Annotated in this window: 17 protein-coding genes; 9 read left to right on the forward strand and 8 right to left on the reverse strand. The window is 49.1% G+C overall.

Going from position 1 to position 24354, the window contains the following annotated elements; translation table 11 throughout:
* Nucleotides 1-387: 387 nt before the first annotated feature.
* Together H6F90_RS06640 and larE are read left to right on the forward strand one after the other, a co-directional pair.
* Entirely contained in the window at nucleotides 388-2649 is a 2262-nt protein-coding gene (locus H6F90_RS06640; protein WP_190551314.1) for an ATP-binding protein, read from the forward strand.
* Nucleotides 2650-2762: 113 nt separating this feature from the next.
* Nucleotides 2763-3581 (forward strand): ATP-dependent sacrificial sulfur transferase LarE, encoded by an 819-nt coding sequence (gene larE / locus H6F90_RS06645; RefSeq protein WP_190551316.1) that lies wholly within the window; start codon nucleotides 2763-2765, stop codon nucleotides 3579-3581.
* Between the two features lie 46 nt (nucleotides 3582-3627).
* On the opposite strand, the gene H6F90_RS06650 is transcribed toward larE, so the two are convergent.
* Nucleotides 3628-4668 carry a hypothetical protein gene (locus H6F90_RS06650; RefSeq protein WP_190551318.1) on the reverse strand — a complete coding sequence of 347 codons (1041 nt, stop codon included), beginning with the start codon at nucleotides 4666-4668 and terminating at the stop codon, nucleotides 3628-3630.
* A 33-nt stretch (nucleotides 4669-4701) separates the two neighbouring features.
* Nucleotides 4702-5346, reverse strand: a complete 645-nt coding sequence (pdxH, locus tag H6F90_RS06655; RefSeq protein ID WP_190551320.1) for a pyridoxamine 5'-phosphate oxidase — start codon at nucleotides 5344-5346, stop codon at nucleotides 4702-4704.
* A 169-nt stretch (nucleotides 5347-5515) separates the two neighbouring features.
* On the opposite strand from pdxH, the gene H6F90_RS06660 reads away from it, so the two are divergent.
* Nucleotides 5516-6592 carry a glucokinase gene (locus H6F90_RS06660; protein ID WP_190433096.1) on the forward strand — a complete coding sequence of 359 codons (1077 nt, stop codon included), beginning with the start codon at nucleotides 5516-5518 and terminating at the stop codon, nucleotides 6590-6592.
* A 248-nt stretch (nucleotides 6593-6840) separates the two neighbouring features.
* Here the strand turns inward: H6F90_RS06660 and H6F90_RS06665 are convergent, their stop codons facing one another.
* The gene (locus H6F90_RS06665) at nucleotides 6841-7932 is read right to left on the reverse strand and encodes a sensor histidine kinase (RefSeq protein ID WP_370587963.1); all 1092 of its coding nucleotides are present in this window, start codon (nucleotides 7930-7932) and stop codon (nucleotides 6841-6843) included.
* Between the two features lie 328 nt (nucleotides 7933-8260).
* Between H6F90_RS06665 and H6F90_RS06670 the strand changes: the two genes are divergently transcribed.
* Entirely contained in the window at nucleotides 8261-8977 is a 717-nt protein-coding gene (locus H6F90_RS06670) for a pirin family protein (RefSeq protein WP_190551322.1), read from the forward strand.
* 2 nt (nucleotides 8978-8979) lie between these two features.
* Here H6F90_RS06670 and H6F90_RS06675 read toward each other — a convergent pair whose 3' ends face one another.
* Nucleotides 8980-9726, reverse strand: a complete 747-nt coding sequence (locus H6F90_RS06675) for a response regulator transcription factor (RefSeq protein ID WP_190551324.1) — start codon at nucleotides 9724-9726, stop codon at nucleotides 8980-8982.
* A 171-nt stretch (nucleotides 9727-9897) separates the two neighbouring features.
* On the opposite strand from H6F90_RS06675, the gene H6F90_RS06680 reads away from it, so the two are divergent.
* Nucleotides 9898-11733, forward strand: a complete 1836-nt coding sequence (locus H6F90_RS06680) for a hypothetical protein (RefSeq protein WP_190551326.1) — start codon at nucleotides 9898-9900, stop codon at nucleotides 11731-11733.
* Between the two features lie 55 nt (nucleotides 11734-11788).
* Here the strand turns inward: H6F90_RS06680 and H6F90_RS06685 are convergent, their stop codons facing one another.
* Nucleotides 11789-14068, reverse strand: coding sequence for a DEAD/DEAH box helicase family protein (locus tag H6F90_RS06685; protein WP_190551328.1), 2280 nt, complete (start codon nucleotides 14066-14068; stop codon nucleotides 11789-11791).
* 151 nt (nucleotides 14069-14219) lie between these two features.
* A complete protein-coding gene (gene fetB / locus H6F90_RS06690; RefSeq protein ID WP_190551330.1) occupies nucleotides 14220-14999 on the reverse strand; it encodes an iron export ABC transporter permease subunit FetB in 780 nt (259 codons plus the stop codon).
* 157 nt (nucleotides 15000-15156) lie between these two features.
* Here fetB and H6F90_RS06695 point away from each other — a divergent pair, with 157 nt between their 5' ends.
* The 3 genes from H6F90_RS06695 (at nucleotide 15157) to H6F90_RS06705 (ending at nucleotide 19007) form a co-directional block, all read left to right on the forward strand.
* Entirely contained in the window at nucleotides 15157-16329 is a 1173-nt protein-coding gene (locus H6F90_RS06695) for an aminotransferase class I/II-fold pyridoxal phosphate-dependent enzyme (protein WP_190551332.1), read from the forward strand.
* 463 nt (nucleotides 16330-16792) lie between these two features.
* Entirely contained in the window at nucleotides 16793-18571 is a 1779-nt protein-coding gene (locus H6F90_RS06700; RefSeq protein WP_370587964.1) for an ABC1 kinase family protein, read from the forward strand.
* A gap of 64 nt (nucleotides 18572-18635) precedes the next feature.
* On the forward strand, nucleotides 18636-19007 hold the full coding sequence (locus H6F90_RS06705) for a hypothetical protein (protein WP_190433085.1): 372 nt from the start codon (nucleotides 18636-18638) through the stop codon (nucleotides 19005-19007).
* 25 nt (nucleotides 19008-19032) lie between these two features.
* On the opposite strand, the gene H6F90_RS06710 is transcribed toward H6F90_RS06705, so the two are convergent.
* Nucleotides 19033-19959 carry a tetratricopeptide repeat protein gene (locus H6F90_RS06710; protein ID WP_190551334.1) on the reverse strand — a complete coding sequence of 309 codons (927 nt, stop codon included), beginning with the start codon at nucleotides 19957-19959 and terminating at the stop codon, nucleotides 19033-19035.
* The gene (locus H6F90_RS06715; RefSeq protein ID WP_190551336.1) at nucleotides 19956-21593 is read right to left on the reverse strand and encodes a hypothetical protein; all 1638 of its coding nucleotides are present in this window, start codon (nucleotides 21591-21593) and stop codon (nucleotides 19956-19958) included. Before H6F90_RS06715 ends, H6F90_RS06710 begins: the two co-directional genes overlap by 4 nt.
* Nucleotides 21594-22216: 623 nt before the next feature.
* On the opposite strand from H6F90_RS06715, the gene H6F90_RS06720 reads away from it, so the two are divergent.
* Entirely contained in the window at nucleotides 22217-24280 is a 2064-nt protein-coding gene (locus H6F90_RS06720) for an elongation factor G (protein WP_190551338.1), read from the forward strand.
* The last annotated feature ends 74 nt before the right edge of the window (nucleotides 24281-24354 follow it).

Genomic DNA, 24354 nt, shown 5'->3' on the forward strand with positions numbered 1-24354 from the left:
CAACAATTTTTGTTTTCAGTACGTTCACGCATGTAACGTTAGAATTAAGCGAAAGCATGCAACCTAGTTTTAACTAAATTAATTTTTTCAGTGAGGATCAGTTAGTCAGCTTTAAGCTAAGACAGAACTGTAAGTAAGACAAAACTGCCAACCTCAACTTTAGATAATGACAGATTTTGTGGAGTCAATCTTAGCCTGGAGTGTTTGCGTAAACTTGCGCAAAGCGAAGGTGCTCTAAGGTCTACGTTTTTAGGATAGCGACTGAGTTATGACAGCTTAAAACTACTGAGCTGATGACTAGCTCCATCAAAGCAGTAGTAGTGTGTTCCCTGTTTTCTGCGGCTGGTCAAATATCCGAGCTATTGAATTAAAAGAGACCGAAATTTAGTGGACAGGCTAAATACACATCAACATTTAAGTTGGCAGGCTGAGGAGTCGTCGGAGACATCTCTGCCAGAGTTGCAGACGCACGGAGCACCGCAGCGAGCAGCTTCGTCTCGAATTCAGCAATTGGAAGCTGAGCTTTGGGTCGAGCGCTTTTGCAATCAACTCAGCGATCGCCTAGCCAACCAACTCCTGAACCACAAACATCAACCGGAACTCGCCACTGCTCTACAGCCAGAAGCAGAAATTTTTCAAATCATTGTCAATGAGCTGAGAAGCGCTCTAGGCAGCGGAATCGTTGCGATCGCCCTACCTTACCAGTCACCCACTCCTCCCTTAGCGACAGTTCCAGCCGCTTCAGAAGCAATACTGGCTTTTCGCATCGGTCATGTAGCGCCTCAGCAATTGCAGCGCTCCAGCAATTCCGTGACACCCATCGCGATCGCCACTAGCAAGCCGTTCAAATTTAGTTTGGGTGAATTGTTGCCCCTGACTGATTTACAAACGCTGCATGACCAAAGCGATCCGATTGCTTGGCCAATTCTGAATTTGGATGGCAAAGCTTTGGGTTGGCTAATTGCTTCTGATGTTGTTTGTGATGCGGTTGGCGAAACCAAACTGGCTACCTTGCAAGCCTGGCAGGGACCCTTAAGAACCCATTTAATTGAACGGCTGATCCATCAATGTGCGATCGCAGTTCAGCAAGCTCGACAACTGAATGCCACTTGTCCGCAGTGCCAAAACCTAGAAGCTCGCAACCGGGAGCTAGAGCGCTCCAATCAACTCAAAAGTGAGTTTTTAGCCAATACGAGTCACGAAATTCGGACTCCCCTCAGCTCCATTCTAGGTTTTACTCATTTGTTACGAGAGCAGGGATTCAACCCCAGTAGCCTCCGCCATCGAGAATATCTCAACATTATTTTGACCAGTGGTCAGCATTTATTAGCCTTAATTAACGACATTTTGGATTTGTCCAAAATTGAAGCGAATCAACTCGATTTGCAATGCGAAACGACTAAAGTTGAAGAGATTTGTCGCAGCGTTCTGAAATTAGTCAAAGAAAAAGCCAGCGACAAAGGCTTAGAGTTGCGCCTTGACCTCGATCCAAATGTCACAACGTTTGTTTCTGACCCGTTGCGGTTGAAGCAAATGTTATTCAACCTACTATCCAACGCTTTAAAGTTCACCACCAAAGGCACTGTAGGTTTGCAAGTCCGGTTAGCGGGGATTTTTCTGGACTTCACCGTTTGGGATACCGGAACCGGGATTTCTTACGAACAGCAACAACAGTTGTTTCGGCCTTATTCACAGATTGCCAATGCCGTGGTGAGCCGAGACGAAGGCACAGGTTTAGGCTTAGCTTTAACCCAGAAGCTAGCTGAACTACATGGCGGTTGGGTAGAAGTCGAATCAGAACTCAATCGGGGTTCGCGCTTTACGGTCAAGTTGCCATTAACGCCGCAGCTCAACACTCAGCCTATCTGGGAATGCACAGAAGCTTTGCCCGCAATCTCTACAGCAGCCAGCCCCGCAGTCAGCTCTACTTCTGCCGTCGCTGAGAGTGCTGCCAAGTATCAAGTTGAGACTGAAATTACTGTCCCTCACTCAAGCCCTCGATCTAACCCTCGGTCTAACCAGAGTTCAGCCAAGCCGAGAACCACCCCGGACATTTCCAGCCCGACTAGCTCAGCTACTCCTACGGCTCAGCGATCGCGACTGAAGCGGACTGCCATGCAAGCAGCGAGTCCCTCAGCTCAAGCTGCTCTACGCCACAACACAGAATCAGTGATGGCAGCAACTCCGGAAGAGGCTGCTACAGGCATGCGAGTTTCGAGCCGCCCCAGAGCGCTGAGTACGCACACTCGGCCCTACCATATCCTGCTGATCGAAGATCACGTCCCCAATGCCAAGTTGCTGATTGCTTACCTGAGCAAGCTGGGTTATGAAGTCACCTGGGTCAAAAATGCGACCGAAATGTGGCAAGCGTTGGCCATTTCATTACCTGCTCTGATGTTGATGGACATTCATCTACCTGAGATTGATGGCCTGTGCTTAACCCGTGAGTTGCGGTCTTATCAGGCATACCAACAACTGCCAATTATTGCTCAAACTGCAATGGCGATGACAGGCGATCGCGAAGTTTGCTTAGAAGCAGGCTTTACCGACTACCTCACCAAACCAATCGATTTGAGTGCACTGGCACAAATGGTAGCGAAATACAGTGGTGGAGTTGAACCCAATCACAGGTTGCCGCAGCAAGCTTGAGCCAAATTAAAAATCTAGCCGAAATTCGCTACCCTAGGTGAGGCGCTTGATGCCGAAAGTTGCCAAAGTTGCCAAAAATTGAGTAACTATCATTGCTTGGGGATTGCCAGACCATGCTGCTACAAAAACTTGAGCAATTGAGAACCTTATTGGCCGAAATGGAGCAGGCTTTGATCGCCTACTCAGGCGGCATTGACAGCACTCTCATTGCTAAAGTGGCCTACGATGTCTTGGGCGATCGCGCCCTCGCAGTCACGGCAGATTCCCCCTCATTAATGCCAGAAGACCTGGAGGATGCTCGAATTCAAGCCGCTGAGATCGGCATCGCCCATGAGGTGGTTAACACTCATGAGATGGACAACCCCAACTACGCTTCAAATCCGGTCAACCGCTGCTACTTTTGCAAGAGTGAACTGCACGACACCTTAAAACCACTGGCTTTAGAGCGGGGTTATCCTTACGTAGTCGATGGCGTGAATGCCGACGATTTACGAGATTACCGTCCGGGCATCCAAGCAGCCAAAGAACGAGGAGCGCGATCGCCCTTGGCTGAGGTTGGCATTTCCAAGCTGGAAGTGCGAGAACTGGCTAAATCTTTGGGTTTACCTTGGTGGAACAAGCCTGCCCAACCTTGCCTCAGTTCACGTTTTCCCTACGGTGAAGAAATTACGGTAGCCAAACTGCAACGAGTCGGGCGAGCAGAGCGTTATCTGCGTGATTTAGGACTCCAAAATCTCCGCGTGCGATCTGAAGGCGATACAGCCCGAATTGAGTTACCCCCAGAGCAAATCAAAGAATTTGTTTTAACGACCGATCTTCCCACTGTTGTAACAGCCTTCCAAAGTTACGGCTTTCTCTACGTCACCCTCGACTTAGAAGGCTTCCGCAGTGGCAAACTGAATCAAGTCTTGCAGATTGCCAACAGCAAATAGGCAGTCTCAGAAGTTTGACCTACAAAGCATCTGAGAAATATTGAGTTTACCGTGCGGCTTCAAGTTGCAGATCTCCCAAGACTTGCTTCATATCCAGCGCTAAAAAGCGATCGATGGATTGATACATCCAGTAAGCCGAGAGGGAAGCCTCTTGCCCCGTTTTTTGAAAACCCAAGGTAGTGGCCAAGGATGAAAGATGAATCGGATGTACCACCACGATGTAGAGATCGCACAGGTTAGGGAAATCCTGTTTCATCTGCGTCAGAGTGGCTTGCGCATCTTCTAAAAACTGGCAGAGATAATCGCGGCGCAGATATTCACTATCAACAATCCAAAATCGCTCAAACACAGTTGTACAATTCACATCTCCTAAGGATGCGATCTGGAATGGGTCGCTTTTGGCCTTGGAGGTTAAGTAAAAGCTCTTGGCGGGTGGCCTGAAGAAATTAGCTTCTGACTCACTGGCAACCGGAAATAAAATCGACATGCCGACGGGCTGAAGGTTATCGCAGCGCCGCAAGACCCGCATCCCGGTGGGATATTGTTGTGCCCAAGCTCGCAGAGTTTTGATGATTTTGGGCTGAGCGATCGCGGCATCTTTGACCAGCCAACCATAGGTGTGAGTTAGCAAACTCGCGATTGGAATAGCATCGGTGCGGGGATTGAATGCGTCTGGTTGCACGCTGGGGAAGGGGGACAACTGAGGCGATTCAGCCAGCTCTGGCACCGCCCGAATGCAAATAGAGACGCGGTTGCCGTCAAATTGTTTGTCAATCAACCCTAGGGCAACGAGTTTGTCTAGCATCATTCCCGCTGCGCGATCGCTTCCTTGGTCTTTACCTGTGTAGAAGAGTTGTGCCGCTTCTCGATGGCTACAAGCGACTGGCTCTGCTAATGGCTGTAATCGCGAGATGGGGAGAGGAGGTAATTGCGTCACAGCTTGTTGCTGCTTCAGAGACAAATAGGCCCACAACCGCACGAAACATTCGGCTCGACGCCGAGTTAAGCCAATGCGTCCAGACAACAGCGTCATGTAATGCTGCTGGCATTCTGGAGTAAACCAGAGGTCTAGCTCATAGGGCTGCATGGAGCACTCCCGTTGCCGCAATGCTGTGACAACTCAAGGTGCTAAGCGCTCAATCAACCATTGGCTACCTTCGCCTTGGCGATAACGCAAGCGATCGTGGAGACGACTGGGCCGACCTTGCCAAAATTCGATCGCCGATGGCACCACGCGGTAGCCTCCCCAGTGATAGGGGCGGGGAATTTCTTGGTCTTGATATTGCGCGGTTAATGCTTGTAACCGTTGTTCTAACACTTCGCGATCGCTGATCACTTCGCTTTGATTAGAAGTCCAAGCGCCTAAACGACTACCACGGGGACGACTTTGGAAATAAGCATCGGCTTCTGAGTCTGCGACTTTTTCTACACGACCTTCAATGCGGATTTGCCGTTCTAGCTCGGCCCACCAAAACACCAACACAGCTTGAGGATTAGCATCTAGCTCTTGGCCCTTGCGGCTGTTGTAGTTGGTATAGAGCACAAAACCTCGTGGGTCAAAGCCTTTGAGCAAGACAATACGGGCTGAGGGCATGCCTGATGGAGTTGCGGTCGCCAAGGTCATCGCATTCGGTTCGTGTAGCTGGGCGGCGATCGCTTGATCAAACCAAATCTGAAATTGTTGAAACGGGTCGGGATGGGCTTCTGCTTCGGTCAGTGCTTGTAGGGCGTAGTCTTTACGCAGATCAGCGATCGAACTGTTCATGAACGGTATATCAGAGCAATGATGAGGGATCAAATTATTAGCTGGGCGAATGGAATCTATGACCATTCATGGAGTTGTAAATGGGAACCACGCCTTACACTTACCATTGGAGTTGCATCCTAGGCAGCTTCTTGCCTGAGTTAGCGTTGAGAGGGAGTACATAAAAGCTATGACGTTACTATTAGCGGGAGATATTGGCGGTACTAAAACTATCCTGCGGTTAGTAGAAGCCCAAACGACATCACCTCAAGCCAAAATTAATCTTAAAACACTCTACGAAGCTCGCTACTCTAGTCAGCACTTTCCTGACTTGGTGCCGATGGTGCAGCAGTTCTATAAGGAAGCCGCAGAAAAAGTAGGCTATGCTCCCGCGCCCCAAGAAGCTTGCTTTGCGATCGCTGGGCCTGTGGTCAACAACACCTCCATTTTGACAAATTTGGGTTGGTCTCTCGATGGTAAGCGGCTAGAAGCAGAGCTAGCCCTCAAGCATGTACGGCTAATCAATGACTTTGTGGCGGTAGGGTATGGAGTCGTGGGCTTGAATCCCGAAGACTTACTCACCTTGCAAGCAGGCAAACCAGATCCGAGCGCTCCCATCGGGGTGATTGGGGCGGGAACGGGCTTAGGAGAAGGATTTCTGATTCCTTGCAACAACGGCTATGAAGTGTTTGGTTCCGAAGGGGGGCATGCCGATTTTTCGCCTCGCTCCGAGCTAGAGTTCCAACTGCTGAAGTACTTGTTGGATCGCAACAACATTCAACGGATTTCTGTAGAGCGTGTGGTTTCTGGGCAAGGGATTACTGCCATTTATCAGTTTTTGCGCGATCGCCAACTCACAGGCAGCGCTCAACCGATTGCTGAGTCTCCAGTGGGGCAGATCGTGAGAACTTGGGAGCATGAAGCGGGGCGGAGCGAAAAAACCGTAGACCCAGCCGCCGCGATCGCCACTGCTGCTTTAGAAGAGACAGATCGGCTCTGTGAGCAAGCGATGCAAATCTTTGTGGAAGCTTATGGGGTTGAAGCAGGCAACCTAGCACTGAAACTCCTACCCTACGGTGGCCTTTATGTGGCGGGTGGCATTGCCTCCAAAATTTTGCCACTGATGCAGACTGGTTTGTTTATCCGAGCATTCGGCCAAAAGGGCAGAATTAGCCCGTTGCTAGAGCGAGTCCCAGTCCATATTGTCTTAAATCCTCAGGTTGGCTTAATTGGAGCTGCCCTCTGTGCTGCCCGATTAGAGGGTTAACTCTCTGATTGCGATTACTGGCAGTAGCAGTATTAGTCAGGAAAGCGACTGGGAGGAAAAAGATAGCTAATTGCAACCACACCTAAAGCCAGGGCGAGGCTCACCAGAAGGATCGCTAATGAGAGGGGAGACATAGGGATTACCATTGTGCCAACCGCCTGACTTTAGCGATTCTGTTTGGCATCTTCGTGACCACAACATCACAAAGTTTTGTCATCGGATATGGCTCACCTCAAGGAGTGGGTTATTCAAGCCAAGGGTAAGGAAAATCTAAAGGTACTACCCTGCCCTACCTGGCTCTCCACTTCAATTTGGCCCCCTTGCAACTCTACCAAGCGGCGGGAAATGGATAACCCAATTCCGGTGCCGCCAGAACTGCGATCGCGCGACGGATCAGACCGCCAGAAGCGCTCAAAGACATGGGGTAGATCGGCAGGAGCAATGCCTACACCCGTATCTACCACTGCAACCCACACTTTTCCTGCTTCACTCCAAGCCTGCACTGTAATTGAACCCTGCTCGGTATATTGCAGCGCGTTCCCTACCAAATTGACCAAAACCTGTTCTACTCGCTCCGGGTCAGCCAACGCCAGAGGGAGAGCGGCTGGACAGTCTAGACGTAGCTCTGGTCCTTCTTCCAGCAGTTGGTCAGAAAACTTCTCAATCAGTGCCGTCAACAAAGGCAACAGTTCCAACTTTTGGGTATGAATGGGCAGATAACCTGCTTCAGCTTGAGAGAGTTCTTGCAGGTCATTCACCAAGCGCCGTAACCGTCTGGTTTCCTTCGCCAAGCGTTGGTAAATATCGACAGAAGGTTCGATCGTGCCATCTGCCAAGCCTTCTAGATACCCTTCCACTACAGTTAGGGGAGTGCGCAGCTCATGAGTCAGATCGCCCACTAGCTCCCGCCGCCGCTGCTCTACTCCTTGCAGATCCGCTGCCATGCGATTGAAACTTGCCGCCAACCGATGCAACTCACGAATGTCATTGGCGGGCATGCGCTCACTGAGATTGCCAGAAGCAAATTTCTGGGTGATGGCTTCCATTTGAGTTAAGGGTTTGACAATGCGCCGCGCCACCAAGTAGCTCAGTCCGCCCGCAGTCGATCCGCCGACGACAACTGACCAAAGTGCACCGCGTCCCCAGGCATACTCAAAGCCTTTAATCAGTTGGTAGCGCACATAACCTAACTTAAATCCGCTTCCTTCTAACTTGGCTAAATGCAGCACAAACAAGCGAGGTGAGTAAAACTTGCCCACTGTGATCAGGGTACTCAGCCCCACTACCATGACAATCACATGGGATAGAAATAGTCGTCCTTGCAGCCCAATTTTAGCCACGAATGCTCGATGTCCTGAATCTAATCGTTCGCGATCGCCAGTGCTATTTAACCAGTGCTATCTCTTAACCTATTGCCTCAGCCTTAGCTCGCTACGCTAGTTCTAGGCTAACTTCAAACTCAGTTGTTTTGCTTAGTATCTTTTTAGATAGTATTGCACTTTTAAGTATGTACTTCCCATATTGATGCTAGCTAGTTTAGAGTAAGAAGACATCCAAGAAATAGCCAATTTCATTTGGATTCCAGCAGGATTTCAGCTGAGAAACACCTCCCTGACGCAACACACCAGGAGTTTTTTCAGCGATCGCCTTTATTACGAGGTTTAAGCCATGACCCAAGGGACAGTGAGTAACTTAATTCATGATCGCAATGCCCGTGGTCGCACTAAAATCGGCTGGCTCGACAGCTACCACACCTTTTCCTTTGGCAACTTTTACGATCCCGGTCGGATGGGGTTCCGGGCGTTACGAGTAATCAATGACGATCGTGTAGCACCGGGCGCAGGATTTCCTATGCATAGCCATCGGGATATGGAAATCCTGACCTATGTGATTGAAGGAGCCTTGGAGCACAAGGATAGCTTAGGCAACGGTGCCATCATTAAGCCAGGTGAAGCTCAGGTGATGAGTGCAGGCACAGGCATTACTCACAGCGAGTTCAACTCTTCCAGCACCGAACCTGCTCACTTTTTACAAATCTGGATTCTGCCAGATGAGCAAGGGTTGAAGCCCCGATACGAGCAGCAGGACTTTCCTCTAGAGGAAAAGCAAGGTCAATGGCGCTTGATTGGCGCGAAAGATGGCCGTAATGGAGCCGTCACGATTCACCAAAATGTTGACCTGTACGTGTCCATCTTGGCTGCAGGCGATCGCCTCTCCTACACCCTCCAACCAGAACGCTACGGCTGGCTGCAAGTGGCAAAAGGTATGGTTGCTTGGGGCGATCAAACTCTCCGGGAAGGAGATGGTGTCGCGATCGCTCCTGGAGAGCAGCTAGATCTCAGCAGCGACACAGGTGCAGAACTCTTGCTGTTTGATCTGGCGTAACTTCAAGCCTGTAACTGATCCTCAAATTTGTAGCCCACCCCGATCACCGTTTTGATGAACGTGGGATTTGCGGGGTCGGGCTCAATTTTTTTGCGGAGTCGCGCTACATGGGTATCCACCACCCGCTCATCGCCAAAAAAGTTACTACCCCAGAGTTTGTCGATCAGTTGCGTGCGGTTCCAGGCTCGTCCTGGATAACTCATAAACGTGGCTAATAGCTCAAACTCTAGGGTAGTTAGATCCAATGCTTCTGCGCGATCGCTCCCTATAGCCCCCCCTATAGCGCCTTCTGTAACGCCATCCATAAAGCGGGAAGCGGTGCGCTGTTCAATATCAATCAGAAAATGCTGGGTGCGGTAAGTTTGAGTTTGGCCGCCTTGTCGGAGCGTCCGTCTCAACAGCGCCCGCACCCGCGCTACCAGCTCCCGCGGGCTAAAAGGCTTCACCAGGTAGTCATCCGCCCCAGTAGATAAGCCAATGATGCGATCGATTTCTTCACCCTTGGCCGTCAGCATCAAAATATAGGGATCTTTCGCGCCGGGACGTTGCCGAATCCGAGCGCACACCTCTAAGCCATCCAAGCCAGGAATCATCAGATCTAGGATGACCAAATCTGGCTTTTGTTCTGGAAACACTTGCAGCGCCGTGATGCCATCCCGACAAACTCGGCAGGAAAATCCTTCCTTCTCTAAATACAGTTGAATGAGTTGGGCAATTTCAGCTTCATCCTCGACGATTAAGATTTCCATTGGCTTTGCCGCTTTTCCCCATTTTCTACAAATGACGATTAAATTCGACCGAAATCACCCACAAGCAGGATGTAGATTGTATTGATACGGTCGCGATCGCAACTTCTGTATTGGGCAATCTGGAAGTTGTATTTATCTTTCTAAACTAATCAGGTGGAGTGGGACTGCCCTATGGAAACCGCAGTGCATCAGGATAGTTTGCAGGTGCTGGCACGGCAGTTACAGCAACATTTGCAATCCGAGTTGGCCCAGCCAGTTCCGATCCAGATTCAGTGTGCGCTAAAGCAAGGCGTACTCATGATTTTAGGCCAACACTCTCCTGGTATTAACCCACCCACTCCTCAGTCAGTTTTCACGCTTTTAGAGCAAGCCTTAAAGTCTCTACAACCCGATTTTTCTGATTCCGAGTTTAACTACACCGTCCGTTTGTATTTGCGAGTCGCTGGACAGAAACAACCTTACGCTAGCCATTCCCTGACGCTGGAGCCCACCGCACCTGCCGAGCTTCTAGAGGGCGATGTTGCTACACCACCGAACAACTCAGCTAATACCAGCCACAACTTTGAGTCTACCAATGCGCTGCTGGATGCCGAGATTGCCGACCCACCAGACTTAAGCGATGCAGAGGATAACCCTTTTGGTTCTGCCATTCAACCTCTGACTGAGCCTAGTGATGAGTTAGTTCCCACCCGCAAGCCCAGTAAGCCAGACCAACGCACTAGGTTACCTTTGCTGGTAGCTGGAGCAGGGGTAGGGCTGTTTGCCTTGGCAGGAGTCATTTATGCCCTGACTCGGCCCTGCGTGATTGGCGGTTGTCCCGCGATCGCCACGGCGCAGCAACTTAGCCAAGAGTCAGCGAAAATTCTCCAAGCTACCAAGTCTGGGCAAGAAGTTTTAACGGCTCAACAAAAATTAGAGACAGCAACCCAAGCTCTAGCGCCCATTCCTGCTTGGTCAGGTCATCATGGGGAAGCACAAACTCTGCTAAACACTTATCAAGCACAAGAGCAAGCGATCACCCAAGTAGTAGCTGCGCAAAACCAAGCGATCGCCGCCGCGCAAAAGAGCCAGAACCCGCCGCATCCCTTAGCAGACTGGACTGAGATTCAAAAGCTCTGGCGAGGGGCAATCACACAATTAGAGGCAGTCCCCAAAACCAGTACTGCTTACCCCGTGGCGCAGAAGAAGCTGACGGAATACCGCGCCAACCTCGTCATGACCAATAAGCGAGCCAAACTGGAGCAACAAGCTAATGCAACTTTAGCGAAGGCTAAGTCTACCGCTCAGGTGGCGGAGGCTCGCCAGGGAATCGCTCAATCCTTAGCAAGTTGGCAGCTAGCAGATGCGACTTGGCGCATGTCTACCAACACCTTGCGGCAAGTTCCACGCGGCACGATGGCCTATCAAGAAGCTCAGCAATTGCTCGGTGAGTATCAGCCAAAGATTCTAGCAGCCCGCGATCGCAAAACGAAGGAGCAGTTGTCTGTCAATGCTTATCGCCAAGCCGTGAACTTAGCCCGTCAAGCCCAAAGTTTTGAGCAGCAAAATCAATGGTCCCAAGCAGTAGCTAACTGGCGAGATGCCCTAGCTGCGGCTAAGCAGGTTCCTACAGACAGCCTATTTTACAACCAAGCTCAGCCATTAATTAGTTCTTATGGCAACTCGCTGACCGAAGCCGAGAATAAGCTGAGTTTGGCAAATATTTTAGAAGGCGCTCGCGCTGACCTTCGCCGTACTTGTGCTGGCTCTCCCAGGGTATGCGACTTTGCGGTGAGTCTCGCCCTAATCAGAGTTCAGTTAAATCCTGACCATGTCAGAAAGCTAGTCCGAACCGCGATCACCGCTGAAGCGAATGGTGACATTGGCACCCAAGTAGACGTTCGCGATCACATTCAAACTTTGGAAGCCGCTCTAGAAGCCATCAGCGAAAACGCCAACATCGCCATCGAACTCTACGACGAAAACGGATCGCTGTTAGGACGCTATGTGCCTTCTTTAGCCCAATAGGGTAGGGCGATCAGCTCAGGAGGGTAAGAGCGATCGCCCTACGCTGTCCCTATGACTAAATCACCCCTAATCTCCGTGAGTTCTCCAGCCGAGTCTTCTCTGTGTGGGCTTTGCGAGACAAAACTTGGAGATTGTCGAGCGTAGTTAGGCCACCTTCAGCCATTGGCTTAATGTGATCAATCTGAAAATCTCTTCTCATTTGGCTCTTGAAACCACTCACGGCACAAGTGATAAATTTCTGGGTATTTGTGTATTTGGCAAACACAACATCTTTGATCTCCCTATACTCGGCTGGATCTCTCTCCCTAATTTCAATCAGCGATAGATTTTCTAGCGGTACTGTGTCAGGAATTACGGTCGGTATACTGACAGGCAGATCATTGCCATAGACTCCACTTAACTTGTTGATCTCAATATCAACTTGCTTCTTGAAATACAGGTAATTGTCGAATAGAACCTTCCAGAAAGATTTCTCACTATTCCATAGAGAGGCAAGATATTCAGCTTCCTGTCTACGAGTGAGATCATTTTCATAGATATGTTTGGCTACTACAGACAAATCGCATTTTCTACGCTCACTAAAGGCAATGAATTCTGGCTCCATTTCCTTTTGAGCATAGAAACGAAGAATATTCTTGACATCCGCATCTCTATACCCCAGTAAGAACGGATGATCAGGAAAATATAATTCCTTTGTTTGTTGCAGAAGATACCCAAGTTCTTCATCTGTTAAAATTTCGCGATCCTCAATACTGACTAGCTTGAATATAGCCGCCAAATCATTAACAAAGCTATCGTAGGCTTCTTCAGTATCGTTGTAGAGAAGCACATCATAGTTCCTAGATTCAGGTTCACCTGATTCAGAAATTTCAAGGATAGAAAAGCGATAAATACCAACAGGAACTCGTCTCAAAAAATCCAACTTCTCCAAAGCGGTAGTATCGATAGAATCATCCATCATCCGAGCAAATTCTTCAATCTTCTCAATCGAGATCAGTCGAGCAATTTTTTTCATTGTCTCGATATCTCGATCGCCAAATTCCACGTCATCGTCAGTTAATTTCTCAGGATTTACCCAGTTGATCTTGTCTTCCCAATTGTCAATGAAGCTGACGACATAGGCTTTCTCTGTACCTCCTGCCTTCTGGCCTCGCAAAGCTCTACCAATCATCTGAGTCATCAGAATTGTAGAAGTAGTGGGGCGAGTGAGGAAAACAGTCTGGACATTGGGTAAGTCAGTTCCTTCAGTCAGCATCTCCACGTTGATGAGTACTTCAAGTTCCCCAGCTCTAAAACGCTTAATTTTGTCTGAGTTTTCTTTAGGAGAAATTTTGGCTCCCGTATTTAAGTCTGAGAGTTGACTTACGACAAAATCAGAATTAATTCCTCTACTCTTAAATACTGCGTTTAGTGCGATCGCATGGTCAACGTCAATCGCAAAAACCAAAAGTGGTTTATACTTCTCGCGATTTGCAACGTAGTGGTCAACAATCCGTTTATTACGGATACTGGACATGGCAATCTTCTCAGCAACCTTTTTTGGCAACTTATCAAAAGCTTCGATCGCCTTAATGTCTTTTGTGGTCAGCTCCTGATAAAAATCTAGATTCGTTGCTAAATTCTCGAAGACTGGCTCAGCTAGGATGCCTCTGGTAATTAGGGTTCTCAAGTGCTCTGAGAAAATAATGTCATCGGGAAAAACCTGCTTAAGCAAGCCCTGCTCACCTTTATCCGTTCTAAACGGAGTGGCTGTGAGACCGAGCATTTTGAAACCGCTCTCATTTCCTCTTTTCTGAAAATCCTGTTTAATCGTGTCAATTAATTTGCGATAGGTTTTTGCTGTTGCATGATGTGCCTCATCTACAACCAAAAGGATTGCATCAGAATGCTTGACCCAATTGTTTAGTAGATGATTTAGCCCACTGTTGAGGCTATCTTTGCTAGCGATGATGATGTCATCAGTGGGTTGAATGTTGACTGGGCGATCGTGTTTGGGGTGACCGGAGATCACACGGTATCTGAACTTTTCAACATCGCTGAGCAGGGATGGATAAGCACTGAACTTGATCGTCTCGAAGGCTTGATCTAGTAGTTCATGCCGATGAGCAATCCACAAAACCTTTTTTCGCTTATCTATAAAGTTACGCAGTAGCCAGTGAACGGCTGTGAGGGTCTTCCCGCCACCTGTAGGCAGAACTAGCAAGCCTTCAAAAGATGATTGATTCTTCTGGTCTAGCGCTTTGATTGCCTCGTTCTGATGAGAGTACAGATCTCTAGGATTTTGGCCCGCATTAATTTGGATCTGACCAGCGTACTCAACTTGAACGGTTGCCATAGAGTTAAAAGCCTTAAGACGACAGTGGGCTGATAGAGAAGACTGAATCAGCTTTTCGTGCAACTGTTTACAGCTCCATGGGCAGTGTTCCCTCAGACAGGGCATATATGGAAGCGATCGCCTCTGCCATTTTTGTTGGCTAAATTGCAACTCAATACAAAGTTAATTGAGCGGCTTGATTAAAAAACACACGACAGAGACCTCTAGTAACCAAAATAGTTGTCACCAATGTCGTAAACGCCAACATAAACATAATCAGCATTTGGTAACTAGCGGCATCTAAAGGACTGACCCCGCTGAGCAATTGCCCAGTGATCATGCCTGGTAGGGTAACTAACCCAACTGCCATCATCGAGTTAATCGTGGGAATCATGCCTGCTTTGATCGCATCTCGACGGTATTGAGCCACTGCTTGCTCTGGGGTTGCTCCTAAGCTTAAATAAGTTTCAATTTCTAGGCGACTGTTACTAATGGTGCTGGCTAAGCGTTCTCCTGCGATCGCGGCTCCATTCATGGCGTTTCCCAAGACAATCCCTGCTAGGGGCACCAAATATTGGGGCGAGTACCAAGTGTCAGGGCGAATCACCAGCAGGTTGGTATAGCTCAAGGTCAAAGTGGCGGCGACAAAGATTGAACCCCAGAGCAGTGACAGCAATTGTGGAATCTTCTTGCTGATGCGGTTACGAGCCACAATGGTGGCAATGGTCAGCATGCCCGCAATAATGCCTAACACTACCCAAGGATTGTCTACGGCAAAAACTAGCTCTAGCAGATACCCGACCATGACCAGTTGAATCACCGTTCGCCCGGTGGCAACGGTCAGATTCCACTCCAAACCAACCCGTTGCCAAGCCGATAAGCCGATCGCGATCGCCATCATTCCCAAGGCCCAAGCTAGATCCAGGGTGTCTAACTTTATCAACGTATCCACAAGCTCTGACCTGCCAACGTGTTTTCCTGATTTTGCCAGAGCTGAAACAATCTGAGGGCAGCTTTATTCTAGAAACTGGTAAAGCCGAGGAATGGCGGATTCCATTTTTTAACAAAGTTTGATTTTATTAACCTAGCAAGACTTGTGGTGTAAACGAGTGAATAAAGTCCCTCTGCTCAACCTGACGCGGCAATTTGAAACCATCAGCGAAGAAGTAAATGCAGCCGTTCTCCAGGTTTTGGGTTCTGGTGGTTACATTGGTGGTCCCGCCGTTTCAAACTTTGAGCAGCAGTTTGCCGCCTACACAGGCACCTCGGAATGTATTGGCTGCAACTCTGGGACTGATGCCCTCTTCTTAGCCCTGCGGGCATTAGAGATTGGCCCTGGAGACGAAGTAATTGCGCCTCCCTTTACCTTTTTCGCGACCGCAGAAGTGATCAGTGCAGTGGGAGCTACCCCGGTTTTTGTCGATATTGATGCGAATACGTTCAATCTCGACCTCAATTTGATTGAAGCGGCGATTACTGAGAAAACCCGCGCCATTATTCCAGTGCATCTGTTTGGTCAGCCTGTAGATATGACTCGACTGATGGCGATCGCGGAAGCCCACAACCTAGCCGTGATCGAAGACTGTGCCCAAGCCACTGGAGCTGAATGGACTGGCAAAAAAGTTGGCAGTATCGGCCACATCGGTTGCTTTAGCTTCTACCCCACCAAGAACTTAGGCGCAGCTGGAGATGGGGGCGCAATCACTACTAATGATCCAGCGATCGCAGCCAATATTCGGATGTTGAAAGAGCACGGCAGTCGCACCCGTTACTATCACGAGGCGATCGGGATGAATAGCCGACTGGATGCGGTACAAGCGGTGGTGCTGCAAATCAAGCTGCGGTTTCTAGACACCTGGAACCAACAACGGCATCAGATTGCTGAGCGCTACCAACAATTGCTTAGCCGTATTCCGCACATCGTTCCGCCTCAAGAAATAGGTGGGGGGCGATCGGTGTGGAATCAATACACAATCCGCCTGGTGAATTCGCCAGATGCACCCAGCCACCTGAACCGTGAACCTGGAGCCTTGCGGGATTGGGTGCGAAATGAGCTGCAAAGCCGTGGCGTTGGCTCGATTGTTTACTATCCTTTACCGTTGCATTTGCAGTCGGTTTATCGAGATTTAGGCTATCAGCCAGGGCAACTGCCTGTGTCCGAGCAAATGTGCCACGAAGTTTTGTCTCTGCCCATGTTTCCTGAGCTTTCGGCTGAAGAGCAAGACCAAGTGATTTACAGCTTAAAAGATTGCTTGGCTACTGCTGTTGAGAGTCAAAGTTAATCGGGAAGACTACAAGCGAAAGCCTTAAGTCTGCTTGTGCTGCTACCGATCGCCTTGCCATTTACTAAAACCCCTGCTGTCAGCGATTTAATACGAAAGTACAGCAATATTTACAATCTTTAGGCTTCGACTCGTTGGAGTTTGAATTGCCTATTGCTTGTAATGTCGAGGTTGCTGAACTTTTACTGCTCAGAGGTTCACGCTAATTGCAGTGATCTGTGACACAAAACTTAACTCTGCCTGCAGTTGTATCCCAGTTGTTTGTAGTTTCCTATACTATAGTTAATAAAAAGATAAGAAAATTCTGGGGTCTGACCTAATCGCAGCTTGGGAAGTTACCCGTAAATTTCAGTCGAAGATCAGTAGGTACTGGGCAGGCCGAGTGACAGCTCAAGATGTAGATGTTGCGGCGACTGTCAGGCTTTTGAGACGTTAATCCCGCACAAAAGAGGCGTAAAGAGGCGTGAGTCAGCATCAACTGGTTTCTACAGCAGAAACACAACCGCGTTCCACCGACCTTGGCTGGCGGGCTCACCGCGAAAAACCGCTCTCCACTCGCAAGTATGATGCTCAGGCGATCGCCCGTCACTACCGCTATCGCCCTCTCCAAGCTATCTGGCGTGCTCTTAATATTCTTTGGTCTTTTGCCTGGTTTGTCCTGGGCTTGAAGTTCGATGATTGGCAGCACCGCACCGAAGCCAATAAATTTAAGCGGGCTGCTCAACTCCGGATTCTGCTAACTCGCTTGGGTCCCACCTTTATCAAAGTAGGGCAAGCACTTTCTACTAGACCCGACTTAGTGCGGAAAGATTTTTTAGAAGAACTAGTGAAGCTCCAAGACCAGTTACCGCCATTTCCCACAGCGATCGCCTTTGGCATTATCCAGGAAGAACTAGGTTACGCAGTTGACGAGATCTACGCTCAGATTTCCCCAGAACCGATCGCGGCTGCCAGCTTAGGTCAGGTATATCGGGCACGCCTTTACAGCGGAGAAGAAGTTGCGGTCAAAGTGCAGCGGCCCAATTTGCTGCCTACGCTGACACTAGATCTGTACTTAATGCGCTGGGGTGCCGCTTGGCTCGGCCCTTGGCTCCCTCTCAATTTAGGGCACGACCTCACCTTAATCGTGGATGAGTTCGGTACCAAGCTGTTTGAGGAAATTGACTATTTGCACGAAGGTTACAACGCCGAGAAGTTTGCTGATAACTTCCGTGACGACCCCACGGTAAAAGTCCCCAGTATCTATTGGAGCTACAGCAATACCCATGTCTTGACGCTGGAGTGGATTCACGGCTTTAAGCTCACTGACACGGAAAGCATTAAAGCCGCAGGTTTAGATACAGATACCTTAATCCGCATTGGCGTGACCTCTGGTTTACGTCAGCTTCTAGAGTTTGGCTTCTTCCACGCCGACCCGCACCCTGGCAACTTGTTTGCTATGCCCGATGGTCGCATGGCATACATTGACTTCGGCATGATGGACCAATTAAGCGAAACCAACAAAGAAACCTTGGTGGACGCGGTGGTGCATCTGATCAATAAAGATTACGTGGAGCTAGCCGCAGACTTTGTTAAACTCGGTTTTCTCGCTCCCAACACCAATATCTGGCCGATTGTTCCGGCGCTAGAAAGCGTATTGGGCGACATTATGGGCGAAAGTGTGGGTGACTTCAACTTCAAAACCATTACCGACAAGTTCTCGGAACTGATGTATGACTATCCGTTCCGCGTTCCCGCTAAATTTGCTCTGATTATTCGTTCGTTGGTGACGCAAGAAGGACTGGCACTGAGCCTCAATGCTGGCTTCAAAATTGTGGATGTTGCTTATCCCTATGTGGCTCAGCGATTGCTCAAAGGAGAATCACCAGAGTTACGGCGTAGACTGATTGACGTGCTGTTTAAGGATGGCAAGTTTCAGTGGCAACGTTTGGAGAATTTGATTGCGATCGCCCGCTCTGATACTAACTTTGATTTACTACCGACGGCTCAACTCGGTCTGCAATATTTGCTGTCGCCAGAAGCCAACTTCCTACGCCAACAGCTCATTCTCGCTCTGATTGAGGACGATCGCCTGCACACCGAGGAAGTTCAGCGGCTCTGGAACTTGATTAAAGACGAACTCAAGCCTGCCCGCCTTTTTAGTGCAGCTTGGGGAGCATTAGCTGGAGCCTCCATGCAAGGAGCGGCGGCGCTGCTACCCACGATTCCCTTTGCTAGTTGGCAGACTCCTCAAAATCACTAAAAATTGAGGAATATCCATAGATTGATACAATTGAGCGTCAGCAACTGCATATTAGGAGTTTTCTGTGTTTACTTTCCCTGACCCTCCCTACTTCTTACTGGTTGCTGGCCTCCTGATCAGCATTACTTCTGGGGTCGCGTTTGAAGCAACTCTAAAGCAAGCGGTGCAAGATTGGGCCAAGAACCGCTCCACTCGCACCCTAGCCGCTTTGCAAGGCATGCAGCTGTTTGTACCTTTCTTGGGAATTACCGCAGGTGCCTGTCTCTTTTTAGGTTCTGGGATGGAAATTTTTGGTTTTAGCACCAAATTGTCCTACGCCCTCTCTCTTCCCTTATCAATTTTCACGAGTTGGCTAGTTTGGTCGCAGTTGGGCAAGATTTTGATCCAGCTAGAGCAGGGTGGCTCACAAGCGCTGGATCTAGATTCATTCAACTAACTCCGCCTCAGCCTTAATCTCTATTTCAAGGTGCTGATGCACTACCTGCCTGAGCCTGTTGCAGTTGCTTTTCAGCATTTGCGGCCCAGGCAGTATTGTTTTGAGCGGTGTAGAGGTCCTTAGCATACTGCAAGACCTGTTGGGCATCTTCGTACTGCCCTTGCCGCAGAAATACTAAGCCAGCGCCATAGTAGGCATTAGCGTAGTTGGAATTGGCTTCTGCCGCTTGGCGAAAAGCCACTAAAGCTTCTGATAGCTGCCCTTGCTTCAGCAAAACAGACCCTAAGTTGTAATGGGCTTCTGGATACTTGGGACTGATTTTAATCGCCTCACGCAGCGCTGCGATCGCCTCAGACATCTTACCCTGCTGCATGTAAACTACCCCAAGATGATAAGCAGGTTCGGGAGCGGTTGGGCTAAGCTGTTGTGCCCGCTTGAATGTCGCGATCGCCTGGTCTAGAGCCCCTTGTTGTTCCAGCACCAAGCCCAAGTTGTAGTGAGCCAAGCCGAGTTTGGGATCGATTTCTAGCGATCGCTGCAAATATTCTTTAGCTTGCTGTAAGTTGTTACCTTCCAACAACGCTGCGCCTAAATTGGCATAAGCCAGAGCAAATTTGGGGTCTACTTGAGCCGCTTGATAAAACGCATTAGCAGCAGGTTGCAACTCACCTTTTTGTCGGAGTGCCAACCCCAAGTTGTAGTGAGCTGCTGCCAAGCTAGGGTTGAGCTGAGCCGCTTGCTGAAAGGCTGCGATCGCGGGTTCTAACTTCCCTTGCTGAATTGCTCGCAACCCTTGCTGCATTACATCCTCGGCTGTTTGGGTAGATTGAGCTTGAGCGACGAATGATGGCCTCATCTGTCCACCCCAATTGCTGTGCAGTAATCCTAGCTGGATCAGCACAGCCACACCCAGCCAACCCAACTTATAGACAAATTGATTGTGGTTTTTCATCCAGGCTGAACTCCCATCAAACATGCTGCTGTTAGCACTGTAAACTGCTTGGTTTGAAGAACGGAACACTGATCCATGAATTGAGCTAAGGCAGGCGTTTGTCCTTGTTGTAAACGAGCGATCGCCTCTGATGCAACAGGTTGGTATTGATGCAGCCAGCGTTGCCATCTTGGCCCTGGCGTTAAGTAGGCTGGTGTAAAAGCATCCTGCTCAATTAAGAAAAAATCAACTCCATACTTCACAATGAAGTGCTGCACGTCCTGAAGCTCAGGGCTGTAATGGGCTTGCACCAAATCGATCGCTCGTTGGCGAATTTGCTTGTAGTAACCCAAGTGGTAAGGAAAAGCAAATTCTCGGGCCACCAAAATAGAGCGTTTGGCAAAAGCAGGCAGATTACTAGCTTCTTCCGCCAAAGAGGCAATCAGCGTATCTTTGGGCTGTTGAGCCAAAAACTCATAAACCTCAGGCACCCGACCTTTAATTTGCAAGTGAGTGCTCAAAAAAATACTAGGTACGGCTGGAACCACAAGGGAAGCGATCGCCAGGATTGCCACCAACCCTAAACAACCCCGCTGCCACAGGTTCAAAGCTGTTCGGCTTCGTCGCATCTGAACCAGCCAGCGTAGACCTATTTCTGCAAGTAGCACTAAGGTAATGCCTGCGGCTAAAGCCATGACTATCCGGAGGCTGTGCTCCATATAGCGACCGGGAAAGTGCAACTTCAAGAAAACCACGTGTGCCAAGCCAAACAGTTCTACTGAGGCGATGAGCACTTGAACTAGTAGCTTAATTTGGCTAGAAACTTGGCGCACTAACGCCGACGGATAGCGCAGTAAGAATGGCAGGAACGCTCCAGCCCAAATGACAGGTGGATGCAACGGCAACCGGATGCCGCTATCCCCCACAAACCAAAAGGCGAGCAAATTTGGGATGAAGAACTGGGCACGACCATCTACACCGTACTCCGGCATGAGTTTAGCCTGAGCCGCTGTAACAATGGGGCCAAATTCGGCAGCTTGCTGGGCAAAAGGCCACAAGGCAAAAAGGGCGATGACTAAGCTCAAGCTCCACAAGATCCAAGCTTGGCGATCGCCTACCAAACGCAATTGACCTTTGTGCCAGTGCCACAGTCGTACCGTAAGAATGGCGATTTGGAGTAAGGCCATTTGGGGATAAAACAGGGCTTGTAGCGCGATCGCGATCAGGCAGGGAACGAGCGATCGTTTTAGCAAGTAATACAAGAATGCCAAGAAAATTGGATATAAGAAGGCGCGAGAAGTGGCGGAAATCAAGTCGTCATTAAGCCACCAAGACTGATTAAGAATGAGCGTGGATAAAAAAGCACTGATAGGAACTGGAAATAATTGCAGAGCTGTACCAAAGCCATAGACACTAGCAATTAGCCCCAAGAATAAAGGCAGAAACTTAGCTATAACTAAAGGCTCGATTCCTAGTTGGTTCATCGCCCAATAGAAACTTTTATAGCCCATAGGGGCAATGGATTCTAGATAATTAGCAATTAAATCATTAGGAAATAAAGCTGGGTTAGAAAATCGTTCTAACCAAACTACATGCAAACGAGCATCATCTTGAATCAGATAAGGCTGACTCAGTGAATAGGTTAATGAAATCAAACTAAAATAAACTGTTACCGCCAAGCTTAAAATCAACCAAAAGTTTTTACTATTTAGAAGTTCCCAGTTAAGTTTGGTAGTTGCAATTAGGGTTCTAGCTTGAAGTAGGGGAAGGGGCATGAAGTTTCAACAGGGCTATGCAACAATTTGAAGAAAGTTAAAGCAATCTTCAAATTTATAGCTGTTATTGCACATAGTCAAATCAAAGGCTCAACTCTGCCTTAATTCAAGCATCTGCACAGTCAAAATACCTGCCTGCAATGAGTTTTCTTTAGCCCATTGAGCCGCGATCGCCAGATGAGAAGATACGGCAGCTGACTCATCTTTTTAGCGAAATCTAAGTTTTTTATAGACAAGCTATTAAAATTCACGCGATTCTATTCCTGCCGAATTGCTAGCAACATACAGATTAAACCAGGTCATAGAGTTGTGAATTAATAGCTTGAGAACTGTAAAGACTCATCAAGATAACTGTTACATAAAATTTTACTAACAAACCTCTATTTACAATCCCAAGCGCGTTAATCTAATCCTTAAGTAGTTAAGATTTCTGTGTTGAAAGCTGAGCAGTCATCTTAATTGCCGCTTTACTTTTTCACATAATTAAATAAGGAGAGCGACCTATGAACAACAAAGTAGAGGTGGGTTCGCGAAATGTAGCCATTGTTGGTCCTTATCTGAGTGGAAAAACTACGCTTCTCGAAAGTCTTTTATCGGTTACCGGAACAATTAACCGTAAAGGTCGGGTGCAAGACCGTAATACCGTGGGGGACAGTGCTACTGAAGCCCGCGATCGCCAAATGAGTGTGGAAATAAACGCCGCCAGTACTGAATATGGCGGCGTTCGTTTTACGTTTGTAGACTGTCCCGGTTCAGTTGAATTTGCTCAAGAAACCTACAACGCTTTGATTGGTGTTGATGCTGCGATCGTAGTTTGTGAAGCAGTGAGCGATCGCGTCCTCACCCTCGCACCCTTATTTAAGTTTTTGGATGACTGGGAAATTCCCCATCTCGTCTTTATCAACAAAATGGATCGCGCCACCTCTCACTACATGGATGTGCTCCAGGCGCTGAAGTCCGTTTCCAGTCGGCCTCTGGTGCCGCACCAGTATCCGATTGCCCAGGGCGAAGAGATTGTGGGCTTTATCGATCTGGTGAGCGAGCAAGCTTATCACTACCATCCGGGTGCACCTGCTGACCCCGTGCCAGTCCCAGAAGCACTTCGGAGTGAAGAGCAGGCTGCCCGAGCGGAAATGCTAGAAGTGTTGGCAGACTTTGATGATCATCTTTTAGAAGAACTGCTGGAAGAAACTACCCCCCCCGAAGAAGAAATTCTGCAAGATCTAAAAATGGATCTGGGTGCCGATTTGATTGTGCCTGTCTTCGTTGGCGTGGCTGAGCAAGATTATGGCGTCAGGCCACTATTAGAAGCACTGCTGCGAGAGGCCCCCGATGCCGAAACAACGGCAGAGCATCGAGGCACGGTTCTCAGCGCTAAGGCTCCATTGGCTCAAGTGCTCAAAACCTACTACACTCCTCAAGGCGGCAAGCTCTCTTTGGTGCGGGTTTGGCAAGGCACAATTACCGATGGCATGACCTTAAATGGCGTGCGAGCAGGAGGGCTGTATCGCTTGATGGGACAGCAAACGCATAGCTTAACCACGGCTCAGGCAGGCGAAATTATTGCCGTTAGCCGCTTGGAAGGTGTGAGAACCGGAGACACGCTAACTACGGCTGACTCTCAACCCACCGCCGAACTGCCGAAAGCCGAACACATGGCTCCTGTGTTTGCGCTTGCCATTACTCCTGAGAAGCGCAACGACGAGGTGAAGCTCAGTGGTGCCCTAACCAAGCTCTTAGAAGAAGACCCCTCTCTAGCTTGGGAGCAACACGGAGATACCCACGAAGTTATTCTGTGGGGGCAAGGCGACATTCACTTGCAGGTAGCGCTCGATCGCCTGCAGCGGAAGTACAACTTGCCCATGAGCACGCATCTGCCCCAAGTACCCTACAAGGAAACGATTCGCAAACCCACCTCTTCTCATGGGCGCTACAAGCACCAAACCGGAGGGCATGGGCAATTTGGAGATGTTCACCTAGACATCAAACCGCTGCCACGGGGAGAAGGCTTCAACTTTAAGGAAACGATTGTGGGTGGTGTGGTGCCACGGCAGTATATTCCAGGGGTAGAGACAGGCGTGCGGGAGTTCTTGGTACATGGACCGCTGGGTTTTCCGGTAGTAGATGTGGCAGTAACGCTCACCAATGGTTCCTACCACAACGTTGACAGCTCGGAGCAAGCCTTTAAGCAAGCAGCGCGGATTGCCATGCAGGAAGGCATGACTCAGTGTGAGCCCACTTTGCTGGAGCCGATTCTGGCGATCGCGATTTCTATACCCACTGACTTCACTTCCAAAGTGCTGAAGCTGGTGAGCGGGCGACGGGGCCAGATCTTGGGTTATGCCGCCAAAGACGGTTGGCATGGCTGGGATGAGGTTGCTGCTCACTTGCCCCAGGCGGAAATGCACGACCTAATTGTGGAGCTGCGATCGCTCACGATGGGCGTGGGTTACTTCCACTGGGAAGCACATCATCTACAAGAAGTGCCAGAAAAGCTGGCTGAAAAGGTGCTCGCCTCCAATATTGGCAACAATAATGGCAACAGCAACGGTAACAATCGGCATTAAGTTTCTGCCCTACCAAGCGCTATAGACTGGCCTTCTGGTAGACGCTAAAGCTAAGCAGAGAGTGGCATATCAGA

This window comes from Trichocoleus sp. FACHB-591, assembly GCF_014695845.1.
GTDB lineage: Bacteria > Cyanobacteriota > Cyanobacteriia > FACHB-46 > FACHB-46 > Trichocoleus.